The sequence below is a fragment of the Frankia casuarinae genome (genome assembly GCF_000013345.1).
Classification (GTDB): domain Bacteria; phylum Actinomycetota; class Actinomycetes; order Frankiales; family Frankiaceae; genus Frankia; species Frankia casuarinae.
This window is the reverse complement of sequence record NC_007777.1, coordinates 278,752-303,249: the sequence shown is the minus strand read 5'-3', so window position 1 is coordinate 303,249 and position 24,498 is coordinate 278,752. Positions and strand designations below refer to the sequence as shown.

The window sequence follows — 24,498 nt, the reverse complement described above, 5'->3', positions numbered from 1 at the left end:
CGGCAGCTGGACACGCCGCGGCAGCTGGACACGCCGCGGCGGCACAGTGGCGAATCAGGAGGATGGATCGTGACGAGCAACGAGGCGGGCCGGCGACCGACGCTCGCAGTGGTGGGGGCGACCGGCGCGGTCGGCACGGTGATGCTGTCGCTGCTCGACGAACGCCCCGGCATCTGGGGAGAGATCCGGCCGATCGCCTCGGCCCGATCCGCGGGACGGACGGTACGGGTGCGCGGCGCGGACGTCGTCGTCCAGGCCCTGGCACCGGAGGTCTTCGACGGCGTGGACGTGGCCGTGTTCGACGTTCCCGACGAGGTCTCCGCCCGGTGGGCACCGGTAGCGGCGGCCCACGGCGCGGTCGCGGTCGACAACTCCGGCGCGTTCCGGATGGACGCCGACGTGCCGCTGGTCGTGCCGGAGGTGAACGCCGACCAGATCCCCACGCGGCCGCGGGGCATCATCGCGAACCCGAACTGCACCACCCTGTCGATGATCGTTGCGGTCGGCGCTCTGCACCGGGCGTTTGGGCTGGAGTCGATGTTCGCGGCCTCCTACCAGGCCGCGAGCGGCGCCGGGCAGGCCGGCATCGACGCCCTCTACGACCAGCTCACCGTCGTCGGTGGCACCCGCGAGCTGGGGCGGACCGCCGGTGACGTGCGTAAGGCCATCGGTGAGGACGGCCTCGGCCCCTTCCCGGCGCCGCTGGCGCTCAACGTCGTGCCCTGGGCCGGTTCACTGAAGGACGGCGGCTGGTCCTCGGAAGAGTTCAAGGTCCGCAACGAGTCCCGCAAGATCCTGGGTATCCCGGATCTGCGGGTGTCGGCTACCTGTGTGCGGGTGCCGGTCATCACCACGCACGCGGTCGCGGTGCACGCCCGCTTCACCCGGCCGGTGACCGCGGACGAGGCGCGCACGGTGCTGCTGAACGCTCCCGGCGTCGCCGTCGTCGACGATCCGTCAGCCGGCGAGTTCCCGACCCCGGCCGACGTCGTCGGAACGGACCCGACCTGGGTCGGCCGAATCCGGCAGTCGCCGGACGACCCGCACGAGGTCGCGCTGTTCCTCTGCGGGGACAACCTGCGCAAGGGCGCCGCGTTGAACACCCTGCAGATCGCCGAACTTCTCGTGCAGGATTGGCTGTACCTTTAATCAGGCGTTAAGCTTTTGGCCGCGAACCACGCCATCCGGGAACCGATGAACGCCCCGCGCTTTCCGGCCCGAGAAAACGATCGAGATCAGCCGGAAAAAACATACCTTCCACCGAACTGTCGGATATCGAACTGATCGAGAAGTCGAGAAGCGGTCAGCCCGCCCCAGGAGGACCCTTGGGCGGGCTGACCGTTGAAGTCTCTCGTGGCTCAGACGACGCGGACGGCGTCGGCCTGCGGACCCTTCTGACCCTGGGTCACCTGGAACTCGACCCGCTGGCCCTCCTCAAGTGCCTTGTAACCGTCCATCTGAATCGCGCTGTAGTGAACGAAGACGTCGGAACCGCCGCCGTCCACGGAGATGAAGCCGAAGCCCTTCTCCGAGTTGAACCACTTCACCGTGCCCTGAGCCACGTGCCGTTCTCCCTGCTGGTGCAGTCAGGACCCGCACCGCGCGGGCCCCGGGCCGAACATCAGGAAGCTGCAAGAGCCCCTGACGTTGTTCCGCCGCGCCTCGGTTGAGACGCGAACCGCCGAACTCCGGCCAGGGACGACGCTACACGGACGGAGGCCTTCGCGGGAGTCCTCCGGGCAAGGAAGTCCACTTCATACCCCGGTCACAGAACAACGCAGCAGGTCCGGCCGCCGGCAGCTCCACCCGTCCCGTCCCGCAATCCGTCGAGCTGACAGGGATTTCCCGAGCGCGCCGACCCGTGGCGGATGGTCGTGCGCCCGATGGCCCGGATGTGGCGCACGAATGGGTGACGCGGAGGAGGTAATCGGTCAGACCACGGCAGAGCCCACCCGGCACGGCCTCAGGTCAGCGGATCCAGCGACGGTGCCGGGCTGCCGAGATCGCGGGCCACGCATCGAAGAAGTCTCGTTCCGCCATGCGTGCCCGGCACTCCTCCAGGCCCAGCAGGACACCCAGAGTAAACGCGGTGGGGGCGCCCTGGGCCTGCGCTGCCGTCCCCCAGTCCCCCAGCAGCCTGCGCGCGATGGTGGCGTCCTGATGGGTTCCGAGCAGCTCCTGCGCGATCTGGGCCTGCTCGACCAGCCGCGCCGCGTCATTCCCGTACAGCGGTGCGACGGCTTCCGCCGCGTACCGTAACCGCTTGGCCTGCTTGCGGGCGGAATGCAGCAGTTCGTCCCGTTCCGAGCCGGCCTTCAGGGCGCTCGCGGCACGGACCTTCTTCGCCAGCTTCCGGTCGGCGCCGAGCAGCAGATCGGGGAGGGCCTTGCCGGCCGGACGGGCCGCCGCGGGGGTGAGCGGGCCCCGCAGTAGGGTGAGCAGGTTGGAGACGAGCGCGAAGTACCGGTCACTGCGCAACATGGCCAACGCCTCCGCCCGGCCGTTGGCCGTGCCGGCGCCGAGGTGCGCGGTGACCGTCTTGCGCACGGGCCCCGCGACCAGCTCGGTGGGCAGCTCCGCCAGGCGGGTCTCGAAATAGGCGGCCTGGACCTCGGCGTCGCGGGCGCCGGAGAGCGCGCCGGCGAGGTCCCGCAGCTCGCCGTCCAGGAAGAGCGCTCTCTCGGGCGGGAACAGCGGCGCGAACGTCCGCAGGGTGCTGCGGGCCCGACGGCAGGCGACGCGCATCTTGTGGACCGCCTCGGGCTCGTCGAGCCGCACCCGCGGATCGGCCGCGAGCAGGGCACGTGCCTGTTCGATCAGGTAGGCCCGTACCACCTCGCCCGCCGGCGTCCCGCGTCGTGGCTTGCGCGGCGGCGAAGGAACGTCCGGCCCGGGGCCGGCGGCCAGCGCCTCACCCAGGACCCGCGCGAGCTTCGAGGAGTCCGCCGCCGGGGTGGCGCCCGCGGCCGTGAGCAGACCGGCGACCTCGTCGAGCACCTCGGGCCCGCCGTTGACGAGTTCGACCTCGATCTCCCGCCAGCTGCTCAGTACCGTCGTCTCCCCCAGGGTCTGCGCGGAGACCTGGTCATCGACGACCTCGGCCAGGTCGACTCCGACCGTGTCCCGCAGTCGGCGCGCTGTCCGCAGTGTCCGCAGCCTGGCGACCGGCCGCGGCTCGGCGCCGCGCAGATGGACCGACACCAGATCGACGAACTCCGCGGGAGGGCTGTACCGCGGGCCCTCCGCCCCCACGCCCACGCCCACGCCCGCGTCGAGCGGGAGCTGGAGCTCGTCCCGCTCCCCCACCCGGACGGGCAGCTTGAGGTGCCATCCGGCGTCCGCCCCACCGGTCCGACGCCGTATCGTGATCTTGTTACGGGCCAATCGGAGATCGTCGCTGTCGTAGTAGACGGCCTCCAGGCTGACGGTCTTGCGGGTGCGCGCGGTGGCGACGCCCGCAACCTCCCCCAACTTCGGGAGCACAAAGGTCGGTTCGACCGAGAACTTGCGCTCGATCTCGCGGATTCCGTTGACCATCGGTCCTCCCCGACCAGCCGTACCGCGGCAGGCACTCGACGGCTATGCCTTCCGGCGCCCCATGGCCTTCCGGCGCCCCGAACCCGCCGACGTTGACGTCCTCGAACGATCCACCGCCTCCGCGATACACCGTTGAGATACGCATCGTATGCCCATCAGACGATCTCTATTTCCCCACCCGTAACCTTAGCGCGGCGCCGGGATCCAGGAGATCTTTCCGACCAACGCTACGTATCCGACGAACGCGACGGTGTCGATGAGTGCGTGGGCGATGACGAGCGGCAGCACCCGGCCGGTCCGCTGGAACATCCGGCCGAACAGCAGGCCCATCGCGAGGTTACCGGTGAACCCACCGAGCCCCTGGTAGAGGTGATAGGAACCGCGGAGCAGGGCGCTGGCCGCCAGCGCCCGGTTGGCCGCGACACCAAGTTCACGCAGCCGCACCAGCAGGTACCCGGTGACGATGACCTCCTCGGCGAGGCCGTTCTGCGCCGCGCTGAGGACCAGGACCGGTACACGCCACCACACGTCCGGCAGGCCCGAGGGCGCGACGGTGAGGTTCGCCCCGCTGTGCCACGCCAGCAGGTAGAGGCCCAGGCCGAGCCCGCCGACCCCGGCCGCGATCGCCGCTCCCCGGCCGGCGTCGCGACCGGTGTGCCGACCGTCCAGGCCGATCGCCCGCGGTCCGCCTCCGTGCCTCGTCAGCAGGTATACGGCGAGCAGCGCTGGCACCAGCCCGGTGACCAGGTCGGCGAGTTGGAGCGCAAGGTCGAGCCAAGGCCGTCCCGGCGCCGCCGAGGTGTTCAGCCGGGCCACCTGGGAACGGACGGGGCCCGGCCGGGTCAGCACCCCGACGTAGCGGATGACCGCGAACAGCGCCGAGGTGGCGAAGGAGACCCCGAGCACGAGCCAGACCTCGACGACGAGCTGCCGGCGGGTGAGCGACTCACCCGCGATGACCGGCGCCTGAGCGGGGGCAGAGGTCACGCGATGACCGTAGCCCACCGCCGCGGCGGGCCGGCCCGATCACTGCACCGGCCCGATCACTGCACCAGCCCGATCACTGCACCAGCCCGATCACTGCACCGGCCCGATCACTGCACCGGCCCGATCACTCCGCCGGTTCCGGCCGGGAGAACAGCCGGAACAGCATCATCAGGGACGGCACAAGCACCACCAGACCGCCGGCGATGGCGAACAGCATGGCCCGGATGTTCGTCGTCGGCGCCGCGGCCGTGTCCACCGTGGCCTGCCCGACCACCAGGTCCGGGTACTGGGCCACCGCCCAGCCCCAGAGCATCGCGCCGACGGCGAGACCGGCCGCGATGCGGGCGGCACCGAACTGCTCGCGCCAGAGCGCGACGAGGGCGCCGATCCCGCCGAGGGTGGACAGGGCTACCAGGGGAAGCGAGCGGTCCCTGAACCGGCCGGCGACCTGCGGGGCGTCCGCCCACAGCAGGGGCAGCAGGATCGCGGCGAGTGCACCGCAGAGCACGGCGCCGCCGATGGCCCGCCGGCGGAAGTCGGCCACCAGGTGCGCGGTGGCCGGGGAAGAGGCGGCGTCCCGGCAGAGGTAGACGGCGGCGAGGAAGGCCGTCGCGGCGACCGCGAAGGCCCCGCAGACGAGCCCGAACGGGCTGCGCACCGGCGCGAACGGGTCGTCGGTCGACAGATCACCGCTGGCCAGAGCCGCACCGGCCACCCCGAGCGCGAACGGGGCGATCGTCGAGGAGACCGCGAAGACGTGCCCCCACCAGTGGTCGGGACCGGCCCCACCCGCCCCGTAGGACCGGTACACGTACGCGGCGCCACGCAGCACGATGCCGACGAGGGCCACGGACAGCGGCACCTCCAGAGAGGAGCCGATCACCCCGTAGGCCTCGGGAAACCCGCTGAACATCGCCACCACGATGAAGATCAGCCAGACATGGTTGGCCTCCCACACCGGGCCGAGTGACGCCGAGATCAGTTTCCGCTGGTCGCCGGCGTGCCGTCCGCGTGCCAGTAGGTCCCACACCCCGCCACCAAAGTCCGCGCCACCGAGCAGCGCGTAGGCGGTGAGCCCTACCACCATGATGATCAGAAGGAGGTCAGCGCTGGTCATCAGTCTTCTCCCCGCCCGCCGAAACCGGTGGTGCCGTCGGATCCCGTTCCCGTTGTCTCACCCGGGTGCGCCGAACCGCGGGATCCCTCGGGACCGCCGCCGGTGCGCCGCCTGCCGGCCACCGGCGGTTCGACCGGCAGTTCGACCGGCAGTTCGACCGGCGGTTCAACCGCCGGTTCAACCGCCGCCGGTTCAACCGCCGCCGGTTCGGGTCGCGGCTTCGGGATGGATGGCGAATCGGAATCGGTTGTCCGTCCGGGCCTGGCCGGGCTCGCCTGCCCCGCGCCGTGGACGGCCGTGCGGTGGACGCCCGCGGCGGGCCGCCCGGACCGGATCTCCGCGACGGCCGGGCCGCCGGTGGCCATCCGGCGCAGGATGAGGATCAGCGCACCCGCGAGCCCCAGGTACAAGACCAGGGAGCCGGCGAACATCGGCGCGACCCCGTCGGCGCCCGTCACCGCGTCGTGAACCCGCATGTGACCGCCCACGATCCACGGTTGACGACTACCCTCGGTGACCTCCCAGCCGGCCATCATCGACAGCGCGGACGCCGGTCCCGTGGCCGCCGCGGCGAACAGCCACGGCCGTCCGGTGGGCAGCAGCGTCTTCTCGCCGCGACGGCGCCGGCGGACGACGGCGGCACCAGTCAGAGCGGACAGTCCGATCAGCGCGGAACCGAACCCGACCATCGTCGCGAACGACCCGTGCACCAGCAGGCCGTTCGGGCGCTCGTCCGGCGGCGCGGCGTCCAGACCGGTGATCACGTGATCTGTACTGAATCCCTCCATCAGCGAGAGCAGACCGGGGATCTCCAGCCCGTAGCGGACCTCGCCGCTCTTGTCGTCGTAGAACCCGCCGAGGGTCAGCGGCGCGTGCGACCTGGTGTGGTAAAGCCCTTCCATCGCGGCCAGCTTGAACGGCTGGTTGGCCCCGGCGATCCGGGCCGCCCAGTCCCCCACGATCAGCTGAAGCGGCGCACAGACCAGCACCACCGCCAGGCCGATCCGCAGCCCGCGCTGGTGGTAGGCGTCCCGGCGACCGCGCAGCATGCCGACCGCGTAAATGCTGGAGACGGCCCCGCCGGTGCACATCAGCGCGGCCAGCAGCATGTGGACCACCTGGGGCGGAGTCCCCGGGCTCAGAAAGGGCGCGAACGGCTCGGCGGCGACGACCTTGCCGTTCACCTCGGTGATCCCCCGTGGCACGTTCATCCAGGCGTTCACCGTGATGATGAACAACGTCGACAGGGTGCCGGAGATCGCGATCGGCCATAGCGTGAGCCAGTGCGCGCGCGGCGACAAGCGCTTCCAGCCGTACAGGTACATCCCGACAAAGATCGCCTCGGTGAAGAACGCGAAGCCCTCCAGGGAGAACGACAGTCCGAGCGCACTGCCGTACTTCGACATGAACGCGGGCCAGAGCAGGCCGAACTCGAACGAGAGCACCGTTCCCGAGACGGCCCCGACCGCGAACAGCACGGCGAATGCCCGCGACCACTTCTTCGTGAGCGCCAGCCAGGTCTCGTCACCGGTCCGCACCCAACGCCCCTCGGTGTAGATCAGCAGCCACGGCATGCCGACCCCGAACACGGCGAAACAGATGTGAAACGCGAGGGAGAACGCTGTCTGGGCGCGGGCAAGGTCGACGGCATCAGCGGCGAGAACCATGCGCACAGCTCCTTCGGTGGGCCGCGAGGGGAAAAATCGGCCGAGAGCCAACCGATCCTCTACGAGGCATAGAGGTTTCTACGGTATGTAGCCAATTCTCCTGGCGACGAGCAAAGCGCAGTGAGCTCGATGACATGGTCAAGACCGACGGCACTACCGACGGCGCTGTCGAGACGTGCGCCACGGTCGACGGCACGGGGCGGGACCGAAAGATACCTCCATTGCGGCCGTCATCCTGTTTGATGGATAGCCCGTTCGGCGGATAGCCCGTTCGATGGATAGCCCGTTCGATGGATAGCCCGTTCGGCGGATAGCCCGTTCGGCGGATAGATAGTCCCCTAAGTCATGAAGATGTTTCCTTGTAAAGGAATTCGGGCCGCGTGAACGGCGGCGGATCAGTCAGCCGGCGGGTTCGCACTGGTCCGGAGCCGGGCGCCGATCGGGAGCCGGGAGGCAGATCGGGGGCTGGAAGGCCGGTTCCTCCCCGGTTCCTCCCCGACGGCCGGCACCGTTGCCGCGTGGCTGTGACGCAACAGGCCTCAACGAAGCACCCCGTTCGGTTCCACGAATGTTCTACGCCACGTAGGATTGGCACCATGGCGCGCCTGGGTGACCTCGAACGGTCGGTCATGGACGTGTTGTGGGCGAGCGACGACTGGCTGACCGCCCGCGAGGTCGCCGGCCGTCTCCAGCATGAACGCGATCTCGCGTACACCACCGTGCTGACCGTGCTCGAACGGTTGGAACGGAAGGGATTCGTGCGGCGTCAGCGTTCGGCGCGCGCGCATCGCTACGCGGCCAGCGACAGTCGCGAGGCCGTCGTGGCCGAGGCGATGATGGAGGCGCTCGGCACGGCGGACGATCGTGGTTCCGCCCTGGTCCGCTTCGTGGGGTCGGTGTCCGCGGAGGAGGCCGAGATCCTTCGCCGTGCCCTGGAACCCGTCGGTTCCGGGGCACCCGGCATCTTCGTGCCTGGCGCCGAGGCCCCGCGCGCCGAGGATCCGCAGGCCGAGGATCCGCACACGGAGGTCCGGCACGCCGAGGCCCGGCGCGGTCCGGCGATCGGAGACCCGCCCCGCGACGACCCGGAGCAGATCGTCACGGTAGCCACCGACCCGGATCGAACGGCCCAGATTCCGCCCGACCACCGGTAGCGTTAGCCGGGACATGACGACCGCGGCACTTCTCGCCCTGTTCGCGGGCGTGTTGGCCTGGCCGGTCCCACGCCTGCTGGCCGCCGCGCGCTGGCCCTACCGATGTCCACGGGCGGCGATCGTGCTCTGGCAGGCGGTCGGTCTGGCCGGCGGAGTGTCGGCGCTACTCGCGGCGATCGCGTTCACCGTCTCACCGCTGTCCGGCGACACCCCGACCGCCATCGTCGACCATCTCGACAACATCGCGGCCGGCGCGCCGCTGACGGGCCTGGGCCTGATCAACCTCATCGGCCTCGCTGTGGCGGCGGCCTTGGCCTCCCGGCTGTTCGGGGTGCTCGGCACCTCCAGCGCCGCCACCCTTCGCGAGCGTCACCGACACCGCGACCTGGTCGATCTGGCTGGCCGTCGGCATCGCCGGCATGAGACCTGCGTCCCGCCCGGCCATGCGTCCCATCATTCCGGCACAGCCGCGGACTCTGGTGCGGCCACCGACCCTGGCACAACCGCCGACGGCGGGGGCGCAACCGGCTGCTGCCTGTGCGAACACCGGGACCGGGCCGGCATTCTACTGCGTATCCTCGATCATCCCGTCGCGGTCGCCTACTGCGTGCCGGGGGTGCGGCACGCCCGGGTTGTGGTCTCCCGCGGGCTACTGAACACCCTCGACGCCACCGAACTGGACGCCGTGCTCGCCCACGAGGCGGCCCACGTCGCCGGTCGTCACGACCTCGTCATCCAGCCGTTCGTCGCGTGGGAGCGGACCTTCCCGTTCCTGGACCCGGCCAGGGAGGCGACCGCGGCCGTCTCGCTCCTCGTCGAGATGCTCGCCGACGACGCGGCGGCCCGGCAGACAAGCCGCCGATCGCTCGCGCGGGCCTTGGCCCGGCTGGGCGGGGCAAGGGCACCGGTCCCCGCCGGGGCGCTGGGGATCATCGATTCTCCGGCCGCTGTGCTGCCCGCACTCGGCTCCCACGAGCCTACGGCGGTCGGCGTCCGCGATTCCGGCCCGCCCGGCCCGGGCAACCCAGACGCCGGCGGGCCAGACCCCGGCGATGCGGCGCCCGGCCAGACACGACCGGTCGGCGGCGGCCCCCGGCGCGGCACGGCCAATCCGGTCATCTCGCGGATCACCCGGCTCCTCGACCCGCCGGAAGTGCCATGGTGGATGCCGCCGTGCGCCTACTTCGGGGCGATCATCGTGCTCGCCGCGCCCCCGCTTATTCTCCTAGTCGGCTGAGTGGAAGGCGATAATCTCTACTTTTTTTATTGACAAGCGGCGGAATGATATCTACTGTCAGCGTCATGAGCCGGCGCCCGCTTCTGGTCTGCCGTGCACACATTGACTTTCATCGCGTCGCGAGCGCGCTCTGTCACCCTTACCATCGATCCCGCTGATCATCAGGCCCCGTTCCGCCGACTGGCATCCGTCACCGTAAGCCCCCGGCGCCCGGTGACGGCACCTGCCGCCTCGTACCCGAGCCGGCCAACGGCCGCCGACCTGATGTCAGCGAAGGGTGGGCCCCTCCCTCCGGTCCACCGTCCCTGTGGTCAGCCGGGCCCCCGGTCCTGACTTTTCCGTGCGTTCCACCTGCCCTGTGTTTGCACGCCTTGCGCGTGCGCGGCGACGAGAGGCCCCGTCGGCCGCGTGGTCGCATCGCGAGGAGGTTCTCCGTGCCCGTACGCGACAAGGCGCCAGTACGCGACAAGATGTCGGCGCGGGAAACGCTGCCGGCGCAGGGAAGGCCGCGGGCCGCGGCGGGGGTCGTCTCCAGGCTTGGAGCCGGGAGAACCACTGCCGGCGGCCCAGGCAGCCCAGGCAGCCCAGGCGGCTCCGGCGGCTCCGGCGCCCCCAGTGGTTACGGTGCCCCGGGCGGCCCCGCGGGCTCCGCGGCGGCGATCCTGCGGGCGGTCCTCGACCACGGTCCGGTCGCCCGCACCGCCATCGGGAGGGCAACAGGGCTCAGCCCGGCGGCGGTCTCCCGGCAGACAGCCGGGCTGATCTCCCTGGGTCTGCTCCGAGAGCTTCCCGCCTCCTCGCTGGCTCCCCGGGCCGGGCGGCCGCACGTGCCCCTGGACGTGGACACCGACCTTCATCTGGCCTGCGGGGTGCACATCGCCGTCCCGTTCGTCACCTTCAGCCTTGTCGACCTGCGTGGACAGGTGGTGACGCGGGAGCAGTTGCCGCGGGAGGGGGGCCCGGCGGACGTCCTTCGGATGATCGCCCGACATCTGCCCGACTTCCTCGCCCGGCGCGCCCAGGGCAACCGTGTCCTCGGCCTCGGCGTCGTCACCGGCGGCCGGGTCGACCCCGACCTCGGCGTGGTGATCGAACACGAGCCCCTGGACTGGCATGACGTGCCGGTCCGGGAGGTGCTGGCGGCGGCCATGGGCATGCCGGTGCACGTCGACGGGCACGCCCGCGCCCTGGCCCAGGCGGAGATCCTCTTCGGCGACCCGCGCGCCCGGCGCAGCCTGCTGCAGCTGTTCGTCGGCAACGTGGTCGACGCCGCGTTCGCCACCGACGGATCGGTGCACATCGGACCGCATTCCGCTGCGGGCGGCATCGCTCACCTGCGGCTCGCCGACAGCGACGTCCCGTGCCGCTGCGGCCGGTCGGGCTGCGCGCAGGCGGCGCTGTCGGAACGGACCATGCTGCTGCGGGCGACCCAGGACGGGATCATCTCCCGTCCGGACCTGCAGGTGCTGCTGCACGCCGGGCTCGCCGGCGACCCGCGCGCGCTGTCGCTGTTGCGCGCCAGGCTCCGGCTGGTGGGTCGGATGATCAGCCTGCTCGTGGACATGATGGACCCGGAAATCGTCGTTCTCACCGAGGCCGCCGCGCTCTGCCTGCCGGATCTGTTGGTCGACCTGCACGAGGAGATCGCCGCGCACTCACGTGTGTGCACCGATCCCGAGCGGATGGTGCTGCCGAGCAGCTTCGGCATGAACGTGCTGGCCGTCGCGGCGGGAGCGACCGTCCTCGACGCGGTCCACCGCCGCCCGCACAGTCTGCCCGTCCCGCTGCCCGCCCCGATGCCGTCGCGGACACCATCACGGACACCATCACGGACACCGACAGTCGCCGCAGCCGCCCGCCGGAGGTATTAATTCCACCAGAACACAAAACGTTGACGGCCCGGAAGGGCGAGACCGAAGATTGACCGGTGAGCGACTCCAGGAACGGCGGTACGGGAAGATTTCCCGCAGCCAGCGCTCGTTGTCGCCGATGTTGCCGCCCGGCGTCACGTTCCGCTGTCCGTCGCGACAGAATCCGTAGTCGATCGCAATAGTGCCGATCACGATAGCGCAGGCGTTCCCGGCACTCCCCGAGAACGCGTCCCACCGGTCCGTCACCCGGAATTCCGGCTGCCCTCCCCGCCGTCTTCGCATCTTTTCCCAACCTCTGGAGGAACACAGGATGACAACCACGACCCCTCTTCTGGGACTCGACGTCCGCCCGCTTTCCGGCTATATCGGGGCCGAGATTCACGGAGTGGACCTGCGCGAGGACCTGGACGACGCGACCATCGCCGAGATCCGCTCCACGCTGCACCAGTGGAAGGTTGTCTTCTTCCCCGGCCAGAACATCGACCACGCCCAGCAGGTCGCCTTCGGCCGACGCTTCGGCAAGCTGACCCCGGCCCACCCGCACGAGGACGCGCCGCCGGCGGGCTTCCCGGAGATCCTGCCGATCGACAGCCGGCGGTACGCCAGGTTCTTCGGAACGAAGAAGAAGGTCACCTACGACAATGGCTGGCACACCGACGTCACCGCGCTGGTGAACCCGCCCGCCGCGTCGATCCTGCGGGCCGGCATCGTCCCGCCATACGGCGGCGACACTGCGTGGACCAACCTGGTCGCCGCCTACCAGGAGCTGCCCGAGCAGCTTCGGGACCTGGCCAACGGCCTGCGCGCCCGGCATAGCTTCGGAAACTTCCCCAGCGAGAGCGAGTACGGGCGGAAGGTCGCCGCAAACCCGCTGGTCGCGATCCACCCGGTGGTGCGCGTCCATCCGGAGACCGGCGAGCGGGCGCTGTTCGTCAGCCCGAGCTTCACCTCCAAGGACAGCGAGATCATCGGTTTCTCGCCGAAACAGAGCCGCCGGATCCTCGACCTGTTCTACGAGCAGATCTCCCGGCCCGAGTTCACGGTGCGGTTCAAGTGGAACCCCGGTGACATCGCCTTCTGGGACAACCGCGCGACCTCCCACCTCGGCCCGTCGGACCTGGGCCACCTCGACTTCGACCGGGTGCTGTACCGGGTGACCATCGAGGGCGACATTCCGGTCGGCGTCGACGGCAAGGAATCCGAACTGGTCGCCGGGGAACCGTTCCTCGGCTCCTGATCCGCTGTCCGCCGATATCCGCGGACACCACGAATACCGGAGCCGGCAATCCGCTGACAGCCGCGAGGGCCAAGTCCCTCGCGGCTGTCGGCACCCCGACCAACGATCCACCTCGAACGACAAGCCACCCCGAACGGCCACCGTCTGTCCGCCGGATCACGACCGAACGACCCGATAGGGAGATTTCCGATGCAGCATCGACGACCGCGCGGGCGGCGTCTTTCCCTCCTGGCCGCCGGACTTGCCGCAGCCGTCGCGGTGACCCTGGCCGCCTGTGGGAACGACGGCGGCAGCGGCAGCGCGGGTTCGGCCGCTACGGGTGGCCAGGTGACGCTGCGGATCGGCGACCAGGGCAAGTATTTGGAACTGCCGCTCACGCTCTCCGGCGAGGCGCGGGGCACTTCCTACGGGTTGAGCTGGAACACCTTCGCCGACGGTCCGCACATGAACGCCGCGTTCAGCGCGAGCAAGATCGACGTGGGCTTCATGGGCGATACACCGGTACTGTTCGCGAACGGGGCGCACGCCGGCGTGACCGCGGTCGCTGTCGCGGAGAACCCGGTGAACACCCAGACGATCATCGTCAAGGCCGGCTCCGGGATTCACAAGCCAGCCGACCTCAAGGGCAGGCGCATCGCCCTCACCCTCGGTACCTCCCTGCACGGTTATCTGCTCAACCAGCTCGCGTCCGCCGGTCTGAAGCAGAGCGACATCACCCCGGTGAACGTGCCCATCACGAGCCTCGGAGCGACACTCGCCTCCGGTCGGGTCGACGCCATCGTGTACGCCAAGCAGTACGTCGCCGCGGTCGGCCAGCAGGCTCCCGGTTCCTATGAGATCGAGACCAAGCCGCTCCCGGTCTTCTCGGTCGTGCTGGCATCGAAGAACACCCTCAAGGATCCGGCGAAGCGCACGGCGGTGCAGGACTTCCTGATCCGCCTGTCCCGGGCATCCGCCTGGCCGAAGGCCCATGAGGACGAGTGGATCAAGAAGTACTACGTGGGCCAGCTCAAGCAGAACCCGCAGACGGCGAGGAAGTACTTCGACTCGCTGCCGCGGGCACTCTACAAGCCGGTCTCCGAAAGCTTCATCGAGAGCCAGCGCGTGCAGGCCCGACTGCTGATCGACGTCGACCAACTGCCGAAGACCCTGAACGTCAACGACGAGATCGACAAGGGTTTCAATGCCGAGCTGACCGCCGCGTTCACCAAGGCCTCGCTGGCCACCTGAACCTCAGGGCACCGGGACGTTCCATCCGAGGGGATGATAAACGTGAACGAACTCATCTTACCCGACGGCGTCATCGCTGACGGCCGGACCGAGGCCGGGCCGCGCGGCTCCGGCGGGCGCCGGTGGATTCCGCCGGAGGTCCGCCGGTTCACCGGTCCCGCGCTGTTGTTCGCCGCCTGGTGGACGGTCACGGGATTCGGCCTCGTCAGCGACCAGTCCTTGGCCTCCCCGGCCGCGGTGTTCGGCGCGGGACGGGAGCTGTGGAACAGCGGCGAGCTGCTGGACAGCCTCGGCATCTCGCTCTACCGGTGCGGGGTCGGCCTGATCCTCGGAGTCACCATCGGGCTGACTCTCGCGGTGATCGCCGGTTTCTTCCGCGCCGGCCAGGACGTCGTCGACTCCGCGATGAACTTCCTACGGACGATCCCCGTCATCGCGTTGCTGCCGCTCATCATCGTATGGATCGGCATCGGCGAGGAAGCAAAAATATTCCTGATTACCGTGGGGGTCTCCTTCCCCATCTATATGAACACCTACTCCGCCATCCGCGGGGTCGACATCAAACTGGTGGAGGCCGGCCAGACCTTCGGCCTCGGCCGGTTCGGGCTCATCCGGCGAGTCATCGTTCCCGGCGCGCTCCCGGGCTTCCTCGTCGGTCTGCGCTGGGCTCTGGGAGTCGCCTGGCTACTGCTGGTCTTCGCCGAGCAGGTCAACACCGACAAGGGCATCGGCTACCTGCTCAACAGCGCGCAGTCCTGGAATCGGACCGACATCATGGTCCTCTGCCTGGTCATCTACGGAATCCTGGGACTCGTCAGCGACGGAATGGTCCGCATCCTGGAAAGGACGCTGCTGTCATGGCGCCGCGGCTTCGACGGAACCTGAGCACCGACACCGACACCAACACCACGGCGGCGGCCACGGCCGTCGCCACCCTGGAGCGCCCGGCCACCGCCGACGCTCAGCACACCGCCGACGCTCAGCACACCGCCGACGCTCAGCACACCGCCGACGCTCAGCACACCGCCGAAACCGCCGAAACCCGCGGTGCCGACGGCGCCGCCATCCGGATCCGCGGCCTGCGTCGCACCTTCGGGAATCACACGGTCCTCGACGGCCTCGACCTCACGGTCGCCTCCGGGGAGTTCGTCGCCCTGCTGGGCCGCAGCGGGTCAGGGAAGAGCACGCTGATCCGCATCCTCGGCGGCTTCGACGGCGGCATCTCCGGCGAGGTTCTGGCCACCCGGCAGCGTTCGGTCGTCTTCCAGGAGGCCCGGCTGCTTCCATGGACGCGGACCCTGGCCAACGTGACGATCGGTCTGTCCGGCCGCGACGTCGCCGAACGCGGACGGGTGGCGCTCGCAGAGGTCGGGCTGGCCGGGCGGGAACGGTCCTGGCCGGTGGCGCTGTCCGGCGGTGAGGCACAGCGGGTCGCGCTCGCCCGGGCGCTGGTTCGGGAGCCGGACCTTGTCATGCTCGACGAACCGTTCGGGGCCCTCGACGCCCTGACCCGGATCAGGATGCACGCCCTGCTCCAGCAGCTGTGCCGTCGCCACCGGCCGGCGGTACTGTTCGTCACGCACGACGTTGACGAGGCGATCCTGCTCGCGGACCGGGTGCTTGTCCTCACCGAGGGACGGCTCTCCCTCGACGTTCCAGTCGATGTGGCGTCCCCTCGGCGACGGACCGACCCCGCCTTCGACCGGCTGCGTTCCACGCTGCTGGCCGAGCTCGGCGTCGACGAACTCGCCGAAGGCGATCATTGACCTGCCGCCGCCTCGCGGACGCGCAGCCCGTCCGCCGACGATGTGGGCACCCGTACCGAGGACGGCCTGCTCGGACTCCACCGCCTCCGCCTCGGCGGCTTCGGCATCCTCGGCCGCGTGCTCGGCTCGGATCGTCTCCCGCCGGGCACGTCTGGACGGATCAGTCATTGAGCCTTTCCGCGCAACGATCGATAGCTCTGCGTGAGCATCACGGACGGTAGGCGGTAGGGCGGTCCGAAGGGGGCGGTGCAAGAAGAAACGCGGGACCCCGGTAGAAGTCTGTTCCGACCAAAGATCAGCTTCAGGGAGTCCCGCGCGCCATGAGTGCGACATACACGGCCGTACTGCCGTTCCAGGACCACACGGTCGAGTTCGTCACCGGACTGCTGGAAGCGGAACGTGTCCGCCGCGGCACCCGGAAGGGGACACGGAAGCTCACCAGTCGTGAGCAGGCGGTGCTCGTGCTGCGCTGGTTCGCCGACGCCACCCGGGTCGCCCAACTGATCGTCGACCATGGGATCAAGAAGTCGACCGGCTACGACTACCTCCACGAAGGGATCGCCGTGCTGGCCGAGCGCGCCCCGAAGCTGGAATCCGCCCTGCTCGCCGCGAAAGCCGCCGGTCACAGCCACGTCAGTGTCGATGGCACGCTGATCGAGACCGACCGGAACGCCACCCCGGGCCCGACCGCGGGAGTGGACCTGTGGTGGTCGGGCAAGCATGCCAATCACGGCGGGAACATCCAGGTCGTCACCGCGCCCGATGGCTGGCCGCTGTGGACTTCCGAGGTGCGCCCCGGCCGCGAACACGACACCACCGCGCTGCGCGCGCACCCGCAGATCTTGCCGGCGCTGGCGGTCTGGATCGCCGCAGGCCTGCCGGTCCTGGGCGATCTGGGCTACGAAGGCGAACGCGACACCGTGACCGTCGCGATCAAGAAGCCCAAGGGTGGCTGAAGCCCAAGGGTGGCTCGCTCACCGACGACCAGAAAGCATCCAACAAGGCGCACAACGCCCAACGGGCCGTCGGCGAACGCGGGAACTCGCTCTTGAAGATGACGTTCAAGGCGCTGCGCAACGTCAGCGTCTGCCCGTGGAAGATCGGGAAGATTGTCGCCGCCGCTCTCGTGCTCCTGCACATCGAGCATGATCGAACGACGTGATCACTAAACGTGACGATCGGTTACGCGGAAAGGCTCAATGGTCGTGTCGGCATCACACTGCCGGGCGAAACCGGCCGCGGCACCGTCCAACAGGCCGACGAAGGCCTCCCTCGCCCGCTCGAAATCGGTCCGCTCCCAGGCGTCCAGGGTTTCCCTGCCCATCGCGGTGAGCAACAGCAGCTGCGCGATCGCCGCGGGGTCGACGAACACCAACCGCTTCCACAGCTCGAACTGGAACGCCATCCTCGGGTCCGCGCTGATCCATCCGGCATGCGCCGTCAGGGACCGTACCCTGTCGGGTACAGCCCTGCGGTGGCCGTGGCCACGACGGCGCCGAGCGAGTGACCGACGAGGTGCAAGTGATCGATGCGGGCGTCCCGGGCCGCAGCGACGACTGGCCCTAGCCAAGGGGACATGCGGCAGGCTGTCACGATCAAGCGGAAGAAGGCCGGGCCTGGTGGGCATCACCGCGCTGGTGAGCACCACCACGCTGGTGGGCAGGGACAGCGTGCCGTCGAGAACCCCCGGCGGCCAGAAACTCTCGCTGAAGTATGGAAAGACGCGCGCCCCGTGCCCGACCGCGACCGACACCGCCATACTGAATGACAACACGTCCACGACGACGTGGATGTCGCTTGTTGGCGCAAGAACGGCAAGATCCTCAAGTCCCCAGCCAAAACGAAGGGAGAAGCGGCGCTGGCCCGCAAAGCCTGGTGCGTCAGAAGCCAACGGAATGCCTACTCAGCCGGTCATTCGTCGGTGTGCCTATTCGTCGTCCAGCTCCGCGGCGATCAGATCAGTGTGGACGAAGTCCTCACCCTTGAGCCGACGAGTGCCGACGAGTGCCGACGAGTCTACGATCACGCTGGCAACCCATGCTCATCGTAGAGATCCTCGATGCTCAGGCCGGGCGGGGGCACCGCGGCCGCTGTCTGACGACCCAGGGCAACGATGCGGGCCGCTCGCTGCTCACCTTCGTCGCGGTCGGCGCGCATCCGCTCCAGGCGTTCCCGGACAGCGACGAGCACGGCCGTCGTGACGGTCTCCCCCGTCAGCTCCGCAAGCTCGCGGCTCAGACGCTGGGCTTCCTCATTTTTGATGTTCAACACCGTCAAGGCTCCGTCCACCATGGAGGCGGGTCCTTCCACCAAGGTACCCGCCGTCCGTTGGGTCTTACCGGCTGAGACTCCGGCGCTCGGGATGCAACCGGCGATGTCGAGAACCCGCGACTGGCTCCGTCCCCGCGGTGAACGTGACCAAAATGGGTAGCACCAGCACCGAGGAGAAACACGATGGCTAAGTACTTGCTGCTCAAGCACTACCGCGGCGCTCCGGCTCCGGTCAACAACGTGCCCATGGACCAGTGGACCCCGGAGGAGATCTCGGCGCATATGCAGTACATGCACGACTTCGCGGCCCGGCTCGAGGGGACCGGCGAGTTCGTCGATGGCCAGGCGCTTGCCCCCGAGGGGACGTTCGTCCGGTACGACGGTGAGGGGCGCCCACCGGTCACCGACGGCCCGTTCGCCGAGACCAAGGATCTCATCGCCGGCTGGATGGTGATCGACGTCGACAGCTACGAGCGCGCCATCGAGCTGGCCGGGGACCTGTCGGCCGCCCCTGGGGCGGGCGGGAAGCCGATCCACGAGTGGCTCGAGGTGCGCCCGTTCCTGACCTCACCGCCCACCATCACAGAGTGACCTCTCAGATAAACGAGGCCCTGCTCCGGAGCCTCACCCCGAGCGTGCTAGGGATCCTCGTCCGCCGCGGAGCCGACTTCGCGGCGGCCGAGGACGCCATGCAGGACGCGCTGGTCGAGGCGGTCCGCGTCTGGCCGGCCGACCCGCCGCGGGACCCGAAGGGCTGGCTGGTCACCGTGGCCTGGCGCCGGTTCCTCGACGCGACCCGGGCGGACGCCGCCCGCCGCCGGCGTGAGGACCTCGTCAACGAGGAGCCGGCGCCCGGGCCCGCGCCCACGGTGGACGACACGCTCCAGCTCTACTTCCTGTGCGCCCACCCCTCGCTGACGCCGTCGTCCGCGGTCGCGCTCACGCTGCGCGCCGTCGGCGGGCTGACCACCCGCCAGATCGCCCAGGCCTACCTGGTGCCCGAGGCGACCATGGCGCAGCGCATCAGCCGTGCCAAGCGCACCATCTCCGGCGTGCGGTTCGGCCAGCCCGGCGACGTCGCCACCGTGCTGCGCGTCCTCTACTTGGTCTTCAACGAGGGCTACTCCGGCGACGTCGACCTTGCCGCCGAGTCCATCCGGCTCACCCGGCAGCTCGCGGCCGCGGTCGACCATCCCGAGGTGGCGGGGCTGCTCGCCCTCATGCTGCTCCACCACGCCCGGCGCGTCACCCGGACCGCGCCCAACGGCAGCCTGGTGCCGCTCGCCGAGCAGGACCGCAGCCGGTGGGACACTGAGCTGATCGCCGAGGGCGTCAAGATCCTGCAGGCGGCCCTCGCCCGCGACCGGCTGGGCGAGTTCCAGGCCCAGGCCGCCATCGCGGCACTCCACGCTGACGCGCCCACCGCCGAGGAGACTGACTGGGTCCAGATCGTCGAGTGGTACGACGAGCTCGCGCGTCTGACCGACAGCCCGGTCGTCCGGCTCAACCGCGCAGTGGCCGTCGGCGAGGCCGACGGACCGCGCGCCGGGCTGGCGGCGCTCGCGGCGCTGAACGACTCACTGCCCCGCCACGCCGCGGTGGCGGCGTACCTCCACGAGCGCGACGGCGACCTGGCGACGGCGGCACGGCTGTACGCCGAGGCGGCCCACAAGGCACCCAACCTCGCCGAGCGCGATTACCTGACGCGCCAGGCCGCCCGGCTCAACGCCCGCCGGTGTCGCTGACGGGTCGCGCTCGGATTTTCCCGCAGCACTTGGCGCGGCCCCGCGGCCAGGGCTGTCGCCTCACAGTGAGTTCGAATCTCATTACGGTGTGCGGTCGCCTGCATGCTGACGGACCGCGGCAGGATTCCTGTCGACAGCCTGCGCCACTTCGGCGCACTCGAAGTCGAATACGTCGCGCGGCACAAACACGGCCCGCTCGGTTGGCGGCCGCTACAGCGCCTCCGCCAGGCGTTCGGCGAGGAGGCGGGTGAATCGCGCGGGATCGCGCAGTTCTCCGCCTTCGGCGAGCAGCGCCATGCCGTACAGCAGCTCCGCGGTGTCGCCGAGGGCGGCGGAATCCGCGTCCCGTTCGTGTGCGGCGCGCAGGCCCATGACCAGCGCGTGCGTCGGGTTGAGTTCGAGGATGCGCTTGGGGCGTGGCATCTCGTGCCCCATCGCCCGGTACATCTTCTCCAGCGCGGGCGTCATGTCGAACGTGTCGCCGACGAGGCAGGCCGGCGACGTGGTGAGGCGGCTGGACAGCCGGACCTCCTTGACGTCGTCCTCAAGCTTGGCCGCCAGCCAGGGCAGTAGGGCGGCGAAGTCCTTGCGCAGCTGTTCCCGCTCGGCCTCGCTGCTCTTCTTCTCGTCGTCGGTGTCGAGGTCGACTTCGCCCTTCGCGATCGACTTCAGCGGCTTGCCGTCGAACTCCGCCACCCGTTCGACCCAGACCTCGTCAACCGGGTCGGTCAGGATCAGGACCTCGTAGCCCTTGGCCCGGAACGCCTCCATGTGCGGCGAGTTCTCGATCATTCCGCGCGAATCGCCGGTCAGGTAGTAGATCTCGTTCTGGGCGTCCTTCATACGCTCGATGTACTCGCGCAGCGTGGTCGGCCGATCGGCGTCGTGCGTCGAGTCCACCGAGACGAGGCCGAGGATCGCATCCTGGTTGTCGGCATCCTCGAGGAGGCCCTCCTTGAGGGCGGCGCCGAACTCCTTCCACAGCGTGCGGTAGCGCTCGGCGTCGTTCTCCTGAAGAGCCCTGATGGAGGCCAGTATCTTCTTGACCAGCCGGCGCCGCACAAGTTGGATCCGGCGGTCCTGCTGGAGGATCTCTCGGGAGATGTTGAGCGACAGGTCGTGCGTGTCGACGACGCCCCGGACGAAGCGCAGATAGTTCGGCAGGAGCTCCGCACAGTCATCCATGATGAACACGCGCTTCACATACAGCTGGACGCCGCGGCGTGCATCCCGGGTGAACAGGTCGAGCGGCGCTCGCGACGGGATGAACAACAGGGCCTCGTACTCGAACGTCCCCTCGCCCTTCATGTGGATGACCTCGAGCGGGCCGGTCCAGTCATGGCTGAGGTGCTGGTAGAACTGGTCGTACTCGGCCTTGTCGACCTCGCTCTGCGGCCGGGCCCACAGCGCCTTCATCGAGTTGAGCGGCCGGTCGCCGGCATTCTCGGCGCCGGCGCCGGACTCGGCTGTCCCGTCGTCGTTCGAGTCTCGGTCCTTCGCGGCGGGGGCCGACACCAGCCGGATGGGCCAGGCGATGAAGTCGGAGTACCGCTTGACGATCTCCCGGATCTTGTTCTCGTCGGTGTAGTCGTAGAGACGGTCCTCGCTGTCCTCGGGCTTCAGGTGGACCGTGACCGCGGTTCCCCGCGGCGCGTCGTCCACCGTCTCGATGACGTAGGTGCCCGCGCCGTCGGACTCCCACCGGGTGCCGCCGCTCTCACCGGCCTTCCCAGTCAGCAGGGTGACCTTGTCGGCCACCATGAAGGTGGAGTAGAAGCCGACGCCGAACTGCCCGATCAGATCGGATGACGCCGCGCCGTCCTCGGATTCCCGCAGCTTGCGCAGCAGCTCGGCCGTGCCGGACTTCGCGATGGTGCCGATGAGCCCGACGACCTCGTCGCGGGACATCCCGATGCCGTTGTCGCGGACGGTCAGAGTGCGAGCGTTGACGTCGGCCTCGATCTCGATGCGCAGGTCGGCGCTGTCGACCCGCGGGCCGTCCTTGACCAACGACGCGATGCGCAGCTTGTCCAGGGCATCGGACGCGTTAGAGATCAGCTCCCGCAGGAAGATGTCCTTGTTCGAGTAGATCGAATGGACCATCAGCTGCAGAAGCTGACGCGCCTCGGCCTGAAACTCCAGCGTCTCGACCCGGGTGCTCACGGGGCTCCTCCATGCGGACACGAGCAGACTGCACGACGGCTACCCGGTCCCGCGCGTGACGGCCAGCGCCCAGCGACGCCTCGGGCACGCAGCGGAACGGGCAGCCCGTATCATATCGGGCGTCCACGAACCTCCGCCGACGGACCAGCCGGTGGGCGGCCCGATGCTAGCCCTGCTGACGGCGCTTGAGGCGGAACGCAACCTGCAGTTCGGCGGGCAGCACCTCGGCCTCCCAGGGGTCGACCAGTTCCAAGCCCAGGCCGGTGAAGTCGCTGGTGTTGCGGGTAGCCAGGACGGCGTTGCGGGCTCGACAGATAGCCGCGATCTGGGCGTCGAAGCCGCTGATCGGAGTCCCGGCTTGTTCACGCTCGACCACGAGGCTGGCGTAGTGACGGGCCGCCGTGGCGCGAAGGGCAGGACTCTGTCCTGGAACGCCGAGAAGACATCGTCCGCGGCTGCCATCAGCAACTCACGGCGGCGACCGGATGGCAGTCGGACGAGGCTGTAACGGACCTCAGCCACGGTGATCGAGGTCGTGTTCAAGGCGTCACCGGGTCGGCTGGTTACCCACCTTACGACGCGGTCGGCTGGTGCTGCGCGCATGAGCTCGGAGATGACATTGGTATCGAGAACAATCATTCTGAGGGTGGCACCCGGTCACGCGAGCAGGTCCGCTGCCCGCGGTGCCTGTGCCCGCGCTGGCACAGGAGGGGCCGCTTGACCATGCTGGCCGCCAGGTCGAGGCGCCGGCGCATCCCGCCGGAGTACGTCTTCACCCGGCGGTCCCGGGCGTCGGCCAGGTCGAACTCGGCCAGCAGGTCGTCGACCCGGGACCGGACCACGCGCCTGGGCAGGTGGCGCAGCCGCGCCATCATCTCGAGGTTCTCCCGGCCGGTAAGCAGATCGTCGATCGCGGCGTACTGGCCAGTCAGGCTGATCGCGCCCTTGACGCCGACCGGGTCGCGAAGCAGATCACAGCCCGCGATCACGGCCGTCCCCGCGTCAGGGGCGACCAGGGTTGCCAGGATGCGCACCATCGTCGTCTTGCCCGCCCCGTTCGGACCGAGAAGCGCGAAGACGGAACCCTGCTCGATAGCCAGGTCGACGCCGTCGAGCACCGCCCGGCCATCGTAGGACTTGCGGATCCCGTCCGCGATTACTGTGTATGGCATACATGAAAGGTATGCGCCATATACAGTTGACGTCAAGCCGTATTCTCGCAGTCAAGGAGGGAGGTCGATGGTCAGCGAGAAGTCACCGCCGCTACCGCCGGGCCTCGACCTGCTCTGGGGCCGCCGCGAGCGTGGTCAGCGCGGGCCGCGGCCGGAGCTGTCGGTAGACGCGATCGTGGCGACGGCGACCCGGATCGCCGACGCCGAGGGCTTGGACGCGGTGTCGATGGCCCGCGTGGCGAAGGAGCTCGGCTACACGACGATGTCGCTCTACCGGCACTTGGCCACCAAGGACGAGCTGCTCCAGATGATGTGGAACGCCAGCGCCCAGGGCGCCGAAAGCCTCGTCATCGAGGGCGATGGTTGGCGGGCCCGGCTGCGAGCCTGGGTGATCGTCCAGCGCCAGATGATCGACCGCCATCCCTGGATCACCCAGATGCCGATGGCCGCGCCCCCGCTTGCGCCGAATTCGCTGACCTTCGTCGAAAAGGGGCTGGAGACCCTCGACGGCACCAGCCTGTCTGACGCCGACAAACTCCGCGTGATCGGCCTGCTCAGCTCGTACGCCCTCAGCGAGGCCCGAATGGCCCACAATGCCGCCCGGGCTGCCGCCCAGGCCCGGACGGCTGTGGCTCCTTGCGCTGGGGCTGGAGCTGACGCGGAGGCAGGGCCGGCTGGGGGCGACGCGCCGCCTGTCTGGGGCTTCGAGGCGTTGCTGCGCGAGCTCGTCGACGAGCGGACCTATCCGCGGCTGCACCGCATCGCCTGGGCGGGCGAGATCGGCGACGGCCCGGCGGGCTTCGAGGAGACCGAGGAGTTTCTCTTCGGCGTGGACCGGATCCTCGACGGCATCGCCGCTCTCATCGACCGAACCTCGGCAGCCGGCGGGACGTTGGGCATCGGCTCGAGCTGAGCGACCGCCGCGGTGATGACATCATCCCGCGCGGCGGCTACCCGGCCCTCTCCAAGCGACGGCGGAGGCCCAGGTCAAGGCGGACCTCAACGATCTCGCGATCAGCAGCCCGCATCGGCGAGCTCGTCGAGGTCCTCGGCGACCCCGGCCATCCGGAACACGACGAACGCCTGGAATGGCTGGGCCTGCGGGACGCAGACGAGTTCGACCCGGTCGAGTTCGACGCCGAAGACGTGAACAAGGCGCTGTCGACCATCCGATAACACCTCGGTCGGCAGGTTGACGCATCCCCGGCACCGGCGGCGCCGCGGCGTCGCCGGCCCACGTGACGCACAGACGCCTGGACGACACCTCGTTGCCAGACCCGTACCGTCGGTAGATTCTTGGTCACCTCACCGCCTCACCACCTCACCGCACCGCCTGGAATTCGG

At 69.5% G+C, this 24,498-nt stretch carries 22 protein-coding genes and 3 pseudogenes; 12 read left to right on the top strand and 13 right to left on the bottom strand.

Annotated elements, in window-relative coordinates; genetic code table 11:
- Positions 1–69 precede the first annotated feature (69 nt).
- On the top strand, positions 70–1,149 hold the full coding sequence (locus FRANCCI3_RS01305; protein ID WP_011434728.1) for an aspartate-semialdehyde dehydrogenase: 1,080 nt from the start codon (positions 70–72) through the stop codon (positions 1,147–1,149).
- A gap of 209 nt (positions 1,150–1,358) precedes the next feature.
- Here the strand turns inward: FRANCCI3_RS01305 and FRANCCI3_RS01300 are convergent, their stop codons facing one another.
- The 5 genes from FRANCCI3_RS01300 to FRANCCI3_RS01280 form a co-directional block, all read right to left on the bottom strand.
- On the bottom strand, positions 1,359–1,562 hold the full coding sequence (locus FRANCCI3_RS01300; RefSeq protein WP_009740954.1) for a cold-shock protein: 204 nt from the start codon (positions 1,560–1,562) through the stop codon (positions 1,359–1,361).
- 406 nt (positions 1,563–1,968) lie between these two features.
- Positions 1,969–3,537 carry a CYTH and CHAD domain-containing protein gene (locus tag FRANCCI3_RS01295; RefSeq protein ID WP_011434727.1) on the bottom strand — a complete coding sequence of 523 codons (1,569 nt, stop codon included), beginning with the start codon at positions 3,535–3,537 and terminating at the stop codon, positions 1,969–1,971.
- A 186-nt stretch (positions 3,538–3,723) separates the two neighbouring features.
- Entirely contained in the window at positions 3,724–4,524 is an 801-nt protein-coding gene (locus FRANCCI3_RS01290; protein WP_232234979.1) for a CPBP family intramembrane glutamic endopeptidase, read from the bottom strand.
- A gap of 124 nt (positions 4,525–4,648) precedes the next feature.
- The gene (locus FRANCCI3_RS01285) at positions 4,649–5,641 is read right to left on the bottom strand and encodes a cytochrome d ubiquinol oxidase subunit II (protein ID WP_011434725.1); all 993 of its coding nucleotides are present in this window, start codon (positions 5,639–5,641) and stop codon (positions 4,649–4,651) included.
- Complete coding sequence (locus tag FRANCCI3_RS01280; protein ID WP_011434724.1) at positions 5,641–7,308, bottom strand: cytochrome ubiquinol oxidase subunit I; 1,668 nt, start codon at positions 7,306–7,308, stop codon at positions 5,641–5,643. The genes FRANCCI3_RS01285 and FRANCCI3_RS01280 overlap by 1 nt, the downstream gene beginning before the upstream one ends.
- Positions 7,309–7,904: 596 nt before the next feature.
- Here FRANCCI3_RS01280 and FRANCCI3_RS23875 point away from each other — a divergent pair.
- The 8 genes and pseudogenes from FRANCCI3_RS23875 (at position 7,905) to FRANCCI3_RS01240 (ending at position 16,965) form a co-directional block, all read left to right on the top strand.
- The gene (locus FRANCCI3_RS23875; protein WP_011434723.1) at positions 7,905–8,462 is read left to right on the top strand and encodes a BlaI/MecI/CopY family transcriptional regulator; all 558 of its coding nucleotides are present in this window, start codon (positions 7,905–7,907) and stop codon (positions 8,460–8,462) included.
- A 13-nt stretch (positions 8,463–8,475) separates the two neighbouring features.
- A complete protein-coding gene (locus tag FRANCCI3_RS01270) occupies positions 8,476–9,699 on the top strand; it encodes a M56 family metallopeptidase (RefSeq protein WP_011434722.1) in 1,224 nt (407 codons plus the stop codon).
- Between the two features lie 470 nt (positions 9,700–10,169).
- Positions 10,170–11,570 carry an ROK family transcriptional regulator gene (locus FRANCCI3_RS01265; RefSeq protein WP_011434721.1) on the top strand — a complete coding sequence of 467 codons (1,401 nt, stop codon included), beginning with the start codon at positions 10,170–10,172 and terminating at the stop codon, positions 11,568–11,570.
- Between the two features lie 310 nt (positions 11,571–11,880).
- Positions 11,881–12,807 carry a TauD/TfdA dioxygenase family protein gene (locus FRANCCI3_RS01260; RefSeq protein ID WP_011434720.1) on the top strand — a complete coding sequence of 309 codons (927 nt, stop codon included), beginning with the start codon at positions 11,881–11,883 and terminating at the stop codon, positions 12,805–12,807.
- A gap of 189 nt (positions 12,808–12,996) precedes the next feature.
- Positions 12,997–14,037, top strand: a complete 1,041-nt coding sequence (locus FRANCCI3_RS01255; RefSeq protein WP_011434719.1) for an ABC transporter substrate-binding protein — start codon at positions 12,997–12,999, stop codon at positions 14,035–14,037.
- A 42-nt stretch (positions 14,038–14,079) separates the two neighbouring features.
- A complete protein-coding gene (locus FRANCCI3_RS01250) occupies positions 14,080–14,922 on the top strand; it encodes an ABC transporter permease (protein ID WP_011434718.1) in 843 nt (280 codons plus the stop codon).
- The gene (locus tag FRANCCI3_RS01245; protein WP_011434717.1) at positions 14,895–15,803 is read left to right on the top strand and encodes an ABC transporter ATP-binding protein; all 909 of its coding nucleotides are present in this window, start codon (positions 14,895–14,897) and stop codon (positions 15,801–15,803) included. Before FRANCCI3_RS01250 ends, FRANCCI3_RS01245 begins: the two co-directional genes overlap by 28 nt.
- 320 nt (positions 15,804–16,123) lie before the next feature.
- Positions 16,124–16,965: pseudogene (locus FRANCCI3_RS01240) on the top strand (transposase family protein).
- 3 nt (positions 16,966–16,968) lie between these two features.
- On the opposite strand, the gene FRANCCI3_RS26600 reads toward FRANCCI3_RS01240, so the two are convergent.
- Positions 16,969–17,208 (bottom strand): hypothetical protein, encoded by a 240-nt coding sequence (locus tag FRANCCI3_RS26600; protein ID WP_023840133.1) that lies wholly within the window; start codon positions 17,206–17,208, stop codon positions 16,969–16,971.
- A gap of 617 nt (positions 17,209–17,825) precedes the next feature.
- Complete coding sequence (locus tag FRANCCI3_RS01230; protein ID WP_011434714.1) at positions 17,826–18,095, bottom strand: type II toxin-antitoxin system VapB family antitoxin; 270 nt, start codon at positions 18,093–18,095, stop codon at positions 17,826–17,828.
- Between the two features lie 162 nt (positions 18,096–18,257).
- Between FRANCCI3_RS01230 and FRANCCI3_RS01225 the strand changes: the two genes are divergently transcribed.
- Complete coding sequence (locus tag FRANCCI3_RS01225; RefSeq protein ID WP_011434713.1) at positions 18,258–18,665, top strand: YciI family protein; 408 nt, start codon at positions 18,258–18,260, stop codon at positions 18,663–18,665.
- A gap of 8 nt (positions 18,666–18,673) precedes the next feature.
- The gene (locus tag FRANCCI3_RS01220) at positions 18,674–19,819 is read left to right on the top strand and encodes an RNA polymerase sigma factor (protein ID WP_035731191.1); all 1,146 of its coding nucleotides are present in this window, start codon (positions 18,674–18,676) and stop codon (positions 19,817–19,819) included.
- Positions 19,820–19,918: 99 nt separating this feature from the next.
- Here FRANCCI3_RS01220 and FRANCCI3_RS28875 read toward each other — a convergent pair.
- From FRANCCI3_RS28875 to FRANCCI3_RS01205, 5 genes and pseudogenes are all read right to left on the bottom strand, one after another.
- Positions 19,919–20,023 (bottom strand): annotated as a pseudogene (locus FRANCCI3_RS28875) (RNA polymerase subunit sigma-24); the annotation flags it as partial.
- 6 nt (positions 20,024–20,029) lie between these two features.
- Positions 20,030–21,982, bottom strand: a complete 1,953-nt coding sequence (gene htpG, locus FRANCCI3_RS01215) for a molecular chaperone HtpG (protein WP_011434711.1) — start codon at positions 21,980–21,982, stop codon at positions 20,030–20,032.
- Positions 21,983–22,148: 166 nt separating this feature from the next.
- Positions 22,149–22,358, bottom strand: coding sequence for a hypothetical protein (locus FRANCCI3_RS27380; protein ID WP_023840136.1), 210 nt, complete (start codon positions 22,356–22,358; stop codon positions 22,149–22,151).
- Positions 22,359–22,504: 146 nt separating this feature from the next.
- Positions 22,505–22,585: pseudogene (locus FRANCCI3_RS28870) on the bottom strand (hypothetical protein); the annotation flags it as partial.
- A 32-nt stretch (positions 22,586–22,617) separates the two neighbouring features.
- Complete coding sequence (locus FRANCCI3_RS01205) at positions 22,618–23,154, bottom strand: ABC transporter ATP-binding protein (protein ID WP_011434710.1); 537 nt, start codon at positions 23,152–23,154, stop codon at positions 22,618–22,620.
- Between the two features lie 67 nt (positions 23,155–23,221).
- On the opposite strand from FRANCCI3_RS01205, the gene FRANCCI3_RS01200 reads away from it, so the two are divergent.
- Complete coding sequence (locus FRANCCI3_RS01200) at positions 23,222–24,067, top strand: TetR/AcrR family transcriptional regulator (RefSeq protein WP_011434709.1); 846 nt, start codon at positions 23,222–23,224, stop codon at positions 24,065–24,067.
- Positions 24,068–24,168: 101 nt separating this feature from the next.
- Here FRANCCI3_RS01200 and FRANCCI3_RS26595 read toward each other — a convergent pair whose 3' ends face one another.
- Complete coding sequence (locus FRANCCI3_RS26595; protein WP_011434708.1) at positions 24,169–24,333, bottom strand: hypothetical protein; 165 nt, start codon at positions 24,331–24,333, stop codon at positions 24,169–24,171.
- Positions 24,334–24,498: the final 165 nt, after the last annotated feature.

Bases quoted from the DNA above. Each gene is read 5' to 3' on its own strand.
- FRANCCI3_RS01280 (WP_011434724.1), bottom strand. From the start codon at position 7,308: ATGGTTCTCGCCGCTGATGCCGTCGACCTTGCCCGCGCCCAGACAGCG.
- FRANCCI3_RS01230 (WP_011434714.1), bottom strand. From the start codon at position 18,095: ATGGTGGACGGAGCCTTGACGGTGTTGAACATCAAAAATGAGGAAGCC.
- FRANCCI3_RS01260 (WP_011434720.1), top strand. From the start codon at position 11,881: ATGACAACCACGACCCCTCTTCTGGGACTCGACGTCCGCCCGCTTTCC.
- FRANCCI3_RS01255 (WP_011434719.1), top strand. From the start codon at position 12,997: ATGCAGCATCGACGACCGCGCGGGCGGCGTCTTTCCCTCCTGGCCGCC.
- FRANCCI3_RS01265 (WP_011434721.1), top strand. From the start codon at position 10,170: ATGTCGGCGCGGGAAACGCTGCCGGCGCAGGGAAGGCCGCGGGCCGCG.
- FRANCCI3_RS23875 (WP_011434723.1), top strand. From the start codon at position 7,905: ATGGCGCGCCTGGGTGACCTCGAACGGTCGGTCATGGACGTGTTGTGG.
- FRANCCI3_RS01295 (WP_011434727.1), bottom strand. From the start codon at position 3,537: ATGGTCAACGGAATCCGCGAGATCGAGCGCAAGTTCTCGGTCGAACCG.
- FRANCCI3_RS01270 (WP_011434722.1), top strand. From the start codon at position 8,476: ATGACGACCGCGGCACTTCTCGCCCTGTTCGCGGGCGTGTTGGCCTGG.
- FRANCCI3_RS01205 (WP_011434710.1), bottom strand. From the start codon at position 23,154: ATGCCATACACAGTAATCGCGGACGGGATCCGCAAGTCCTACGATGGC.
- FRANCCI3_RS01285 (WP_011434725.1), bottom strand. From the start codon at position 5,641: ATGACCAGCGCTGACCTCCTTCTGATCATCATGGTGGTAGGGCTCACC.
- FRANCCI3_RS01225 (WP_011434713.1), top strand. From the start codon at position 18,258: ATGGCTAAGTACTTGCTGCTCAAGCACTACCGCGGCGCTCCGGCTCCG.
- FRANCCI3_RS01200 (WP_011434709.1), top strand. From the start codon at position 23,222: ATGGTCAGCGAGAAGTCACCGCCGCTACCGCCGGGCCTCGACCTGCTC.
- FRANCCI3_RS01245 (WP_011434717.1), top strand. From the start codon at position 14,895: ATGGCGCCGCGGCTTCGACGGAACCTGAGCACCGACACCGACACCAAC.
- FRANCCI3_RS26600 (WP_023840133.1), bottom strand. From the start codon at position 17,208: ATGGCGTTCCAGTTCGAGCTGTGGAAGCGGTTGGTGTTCGTCGACCCC.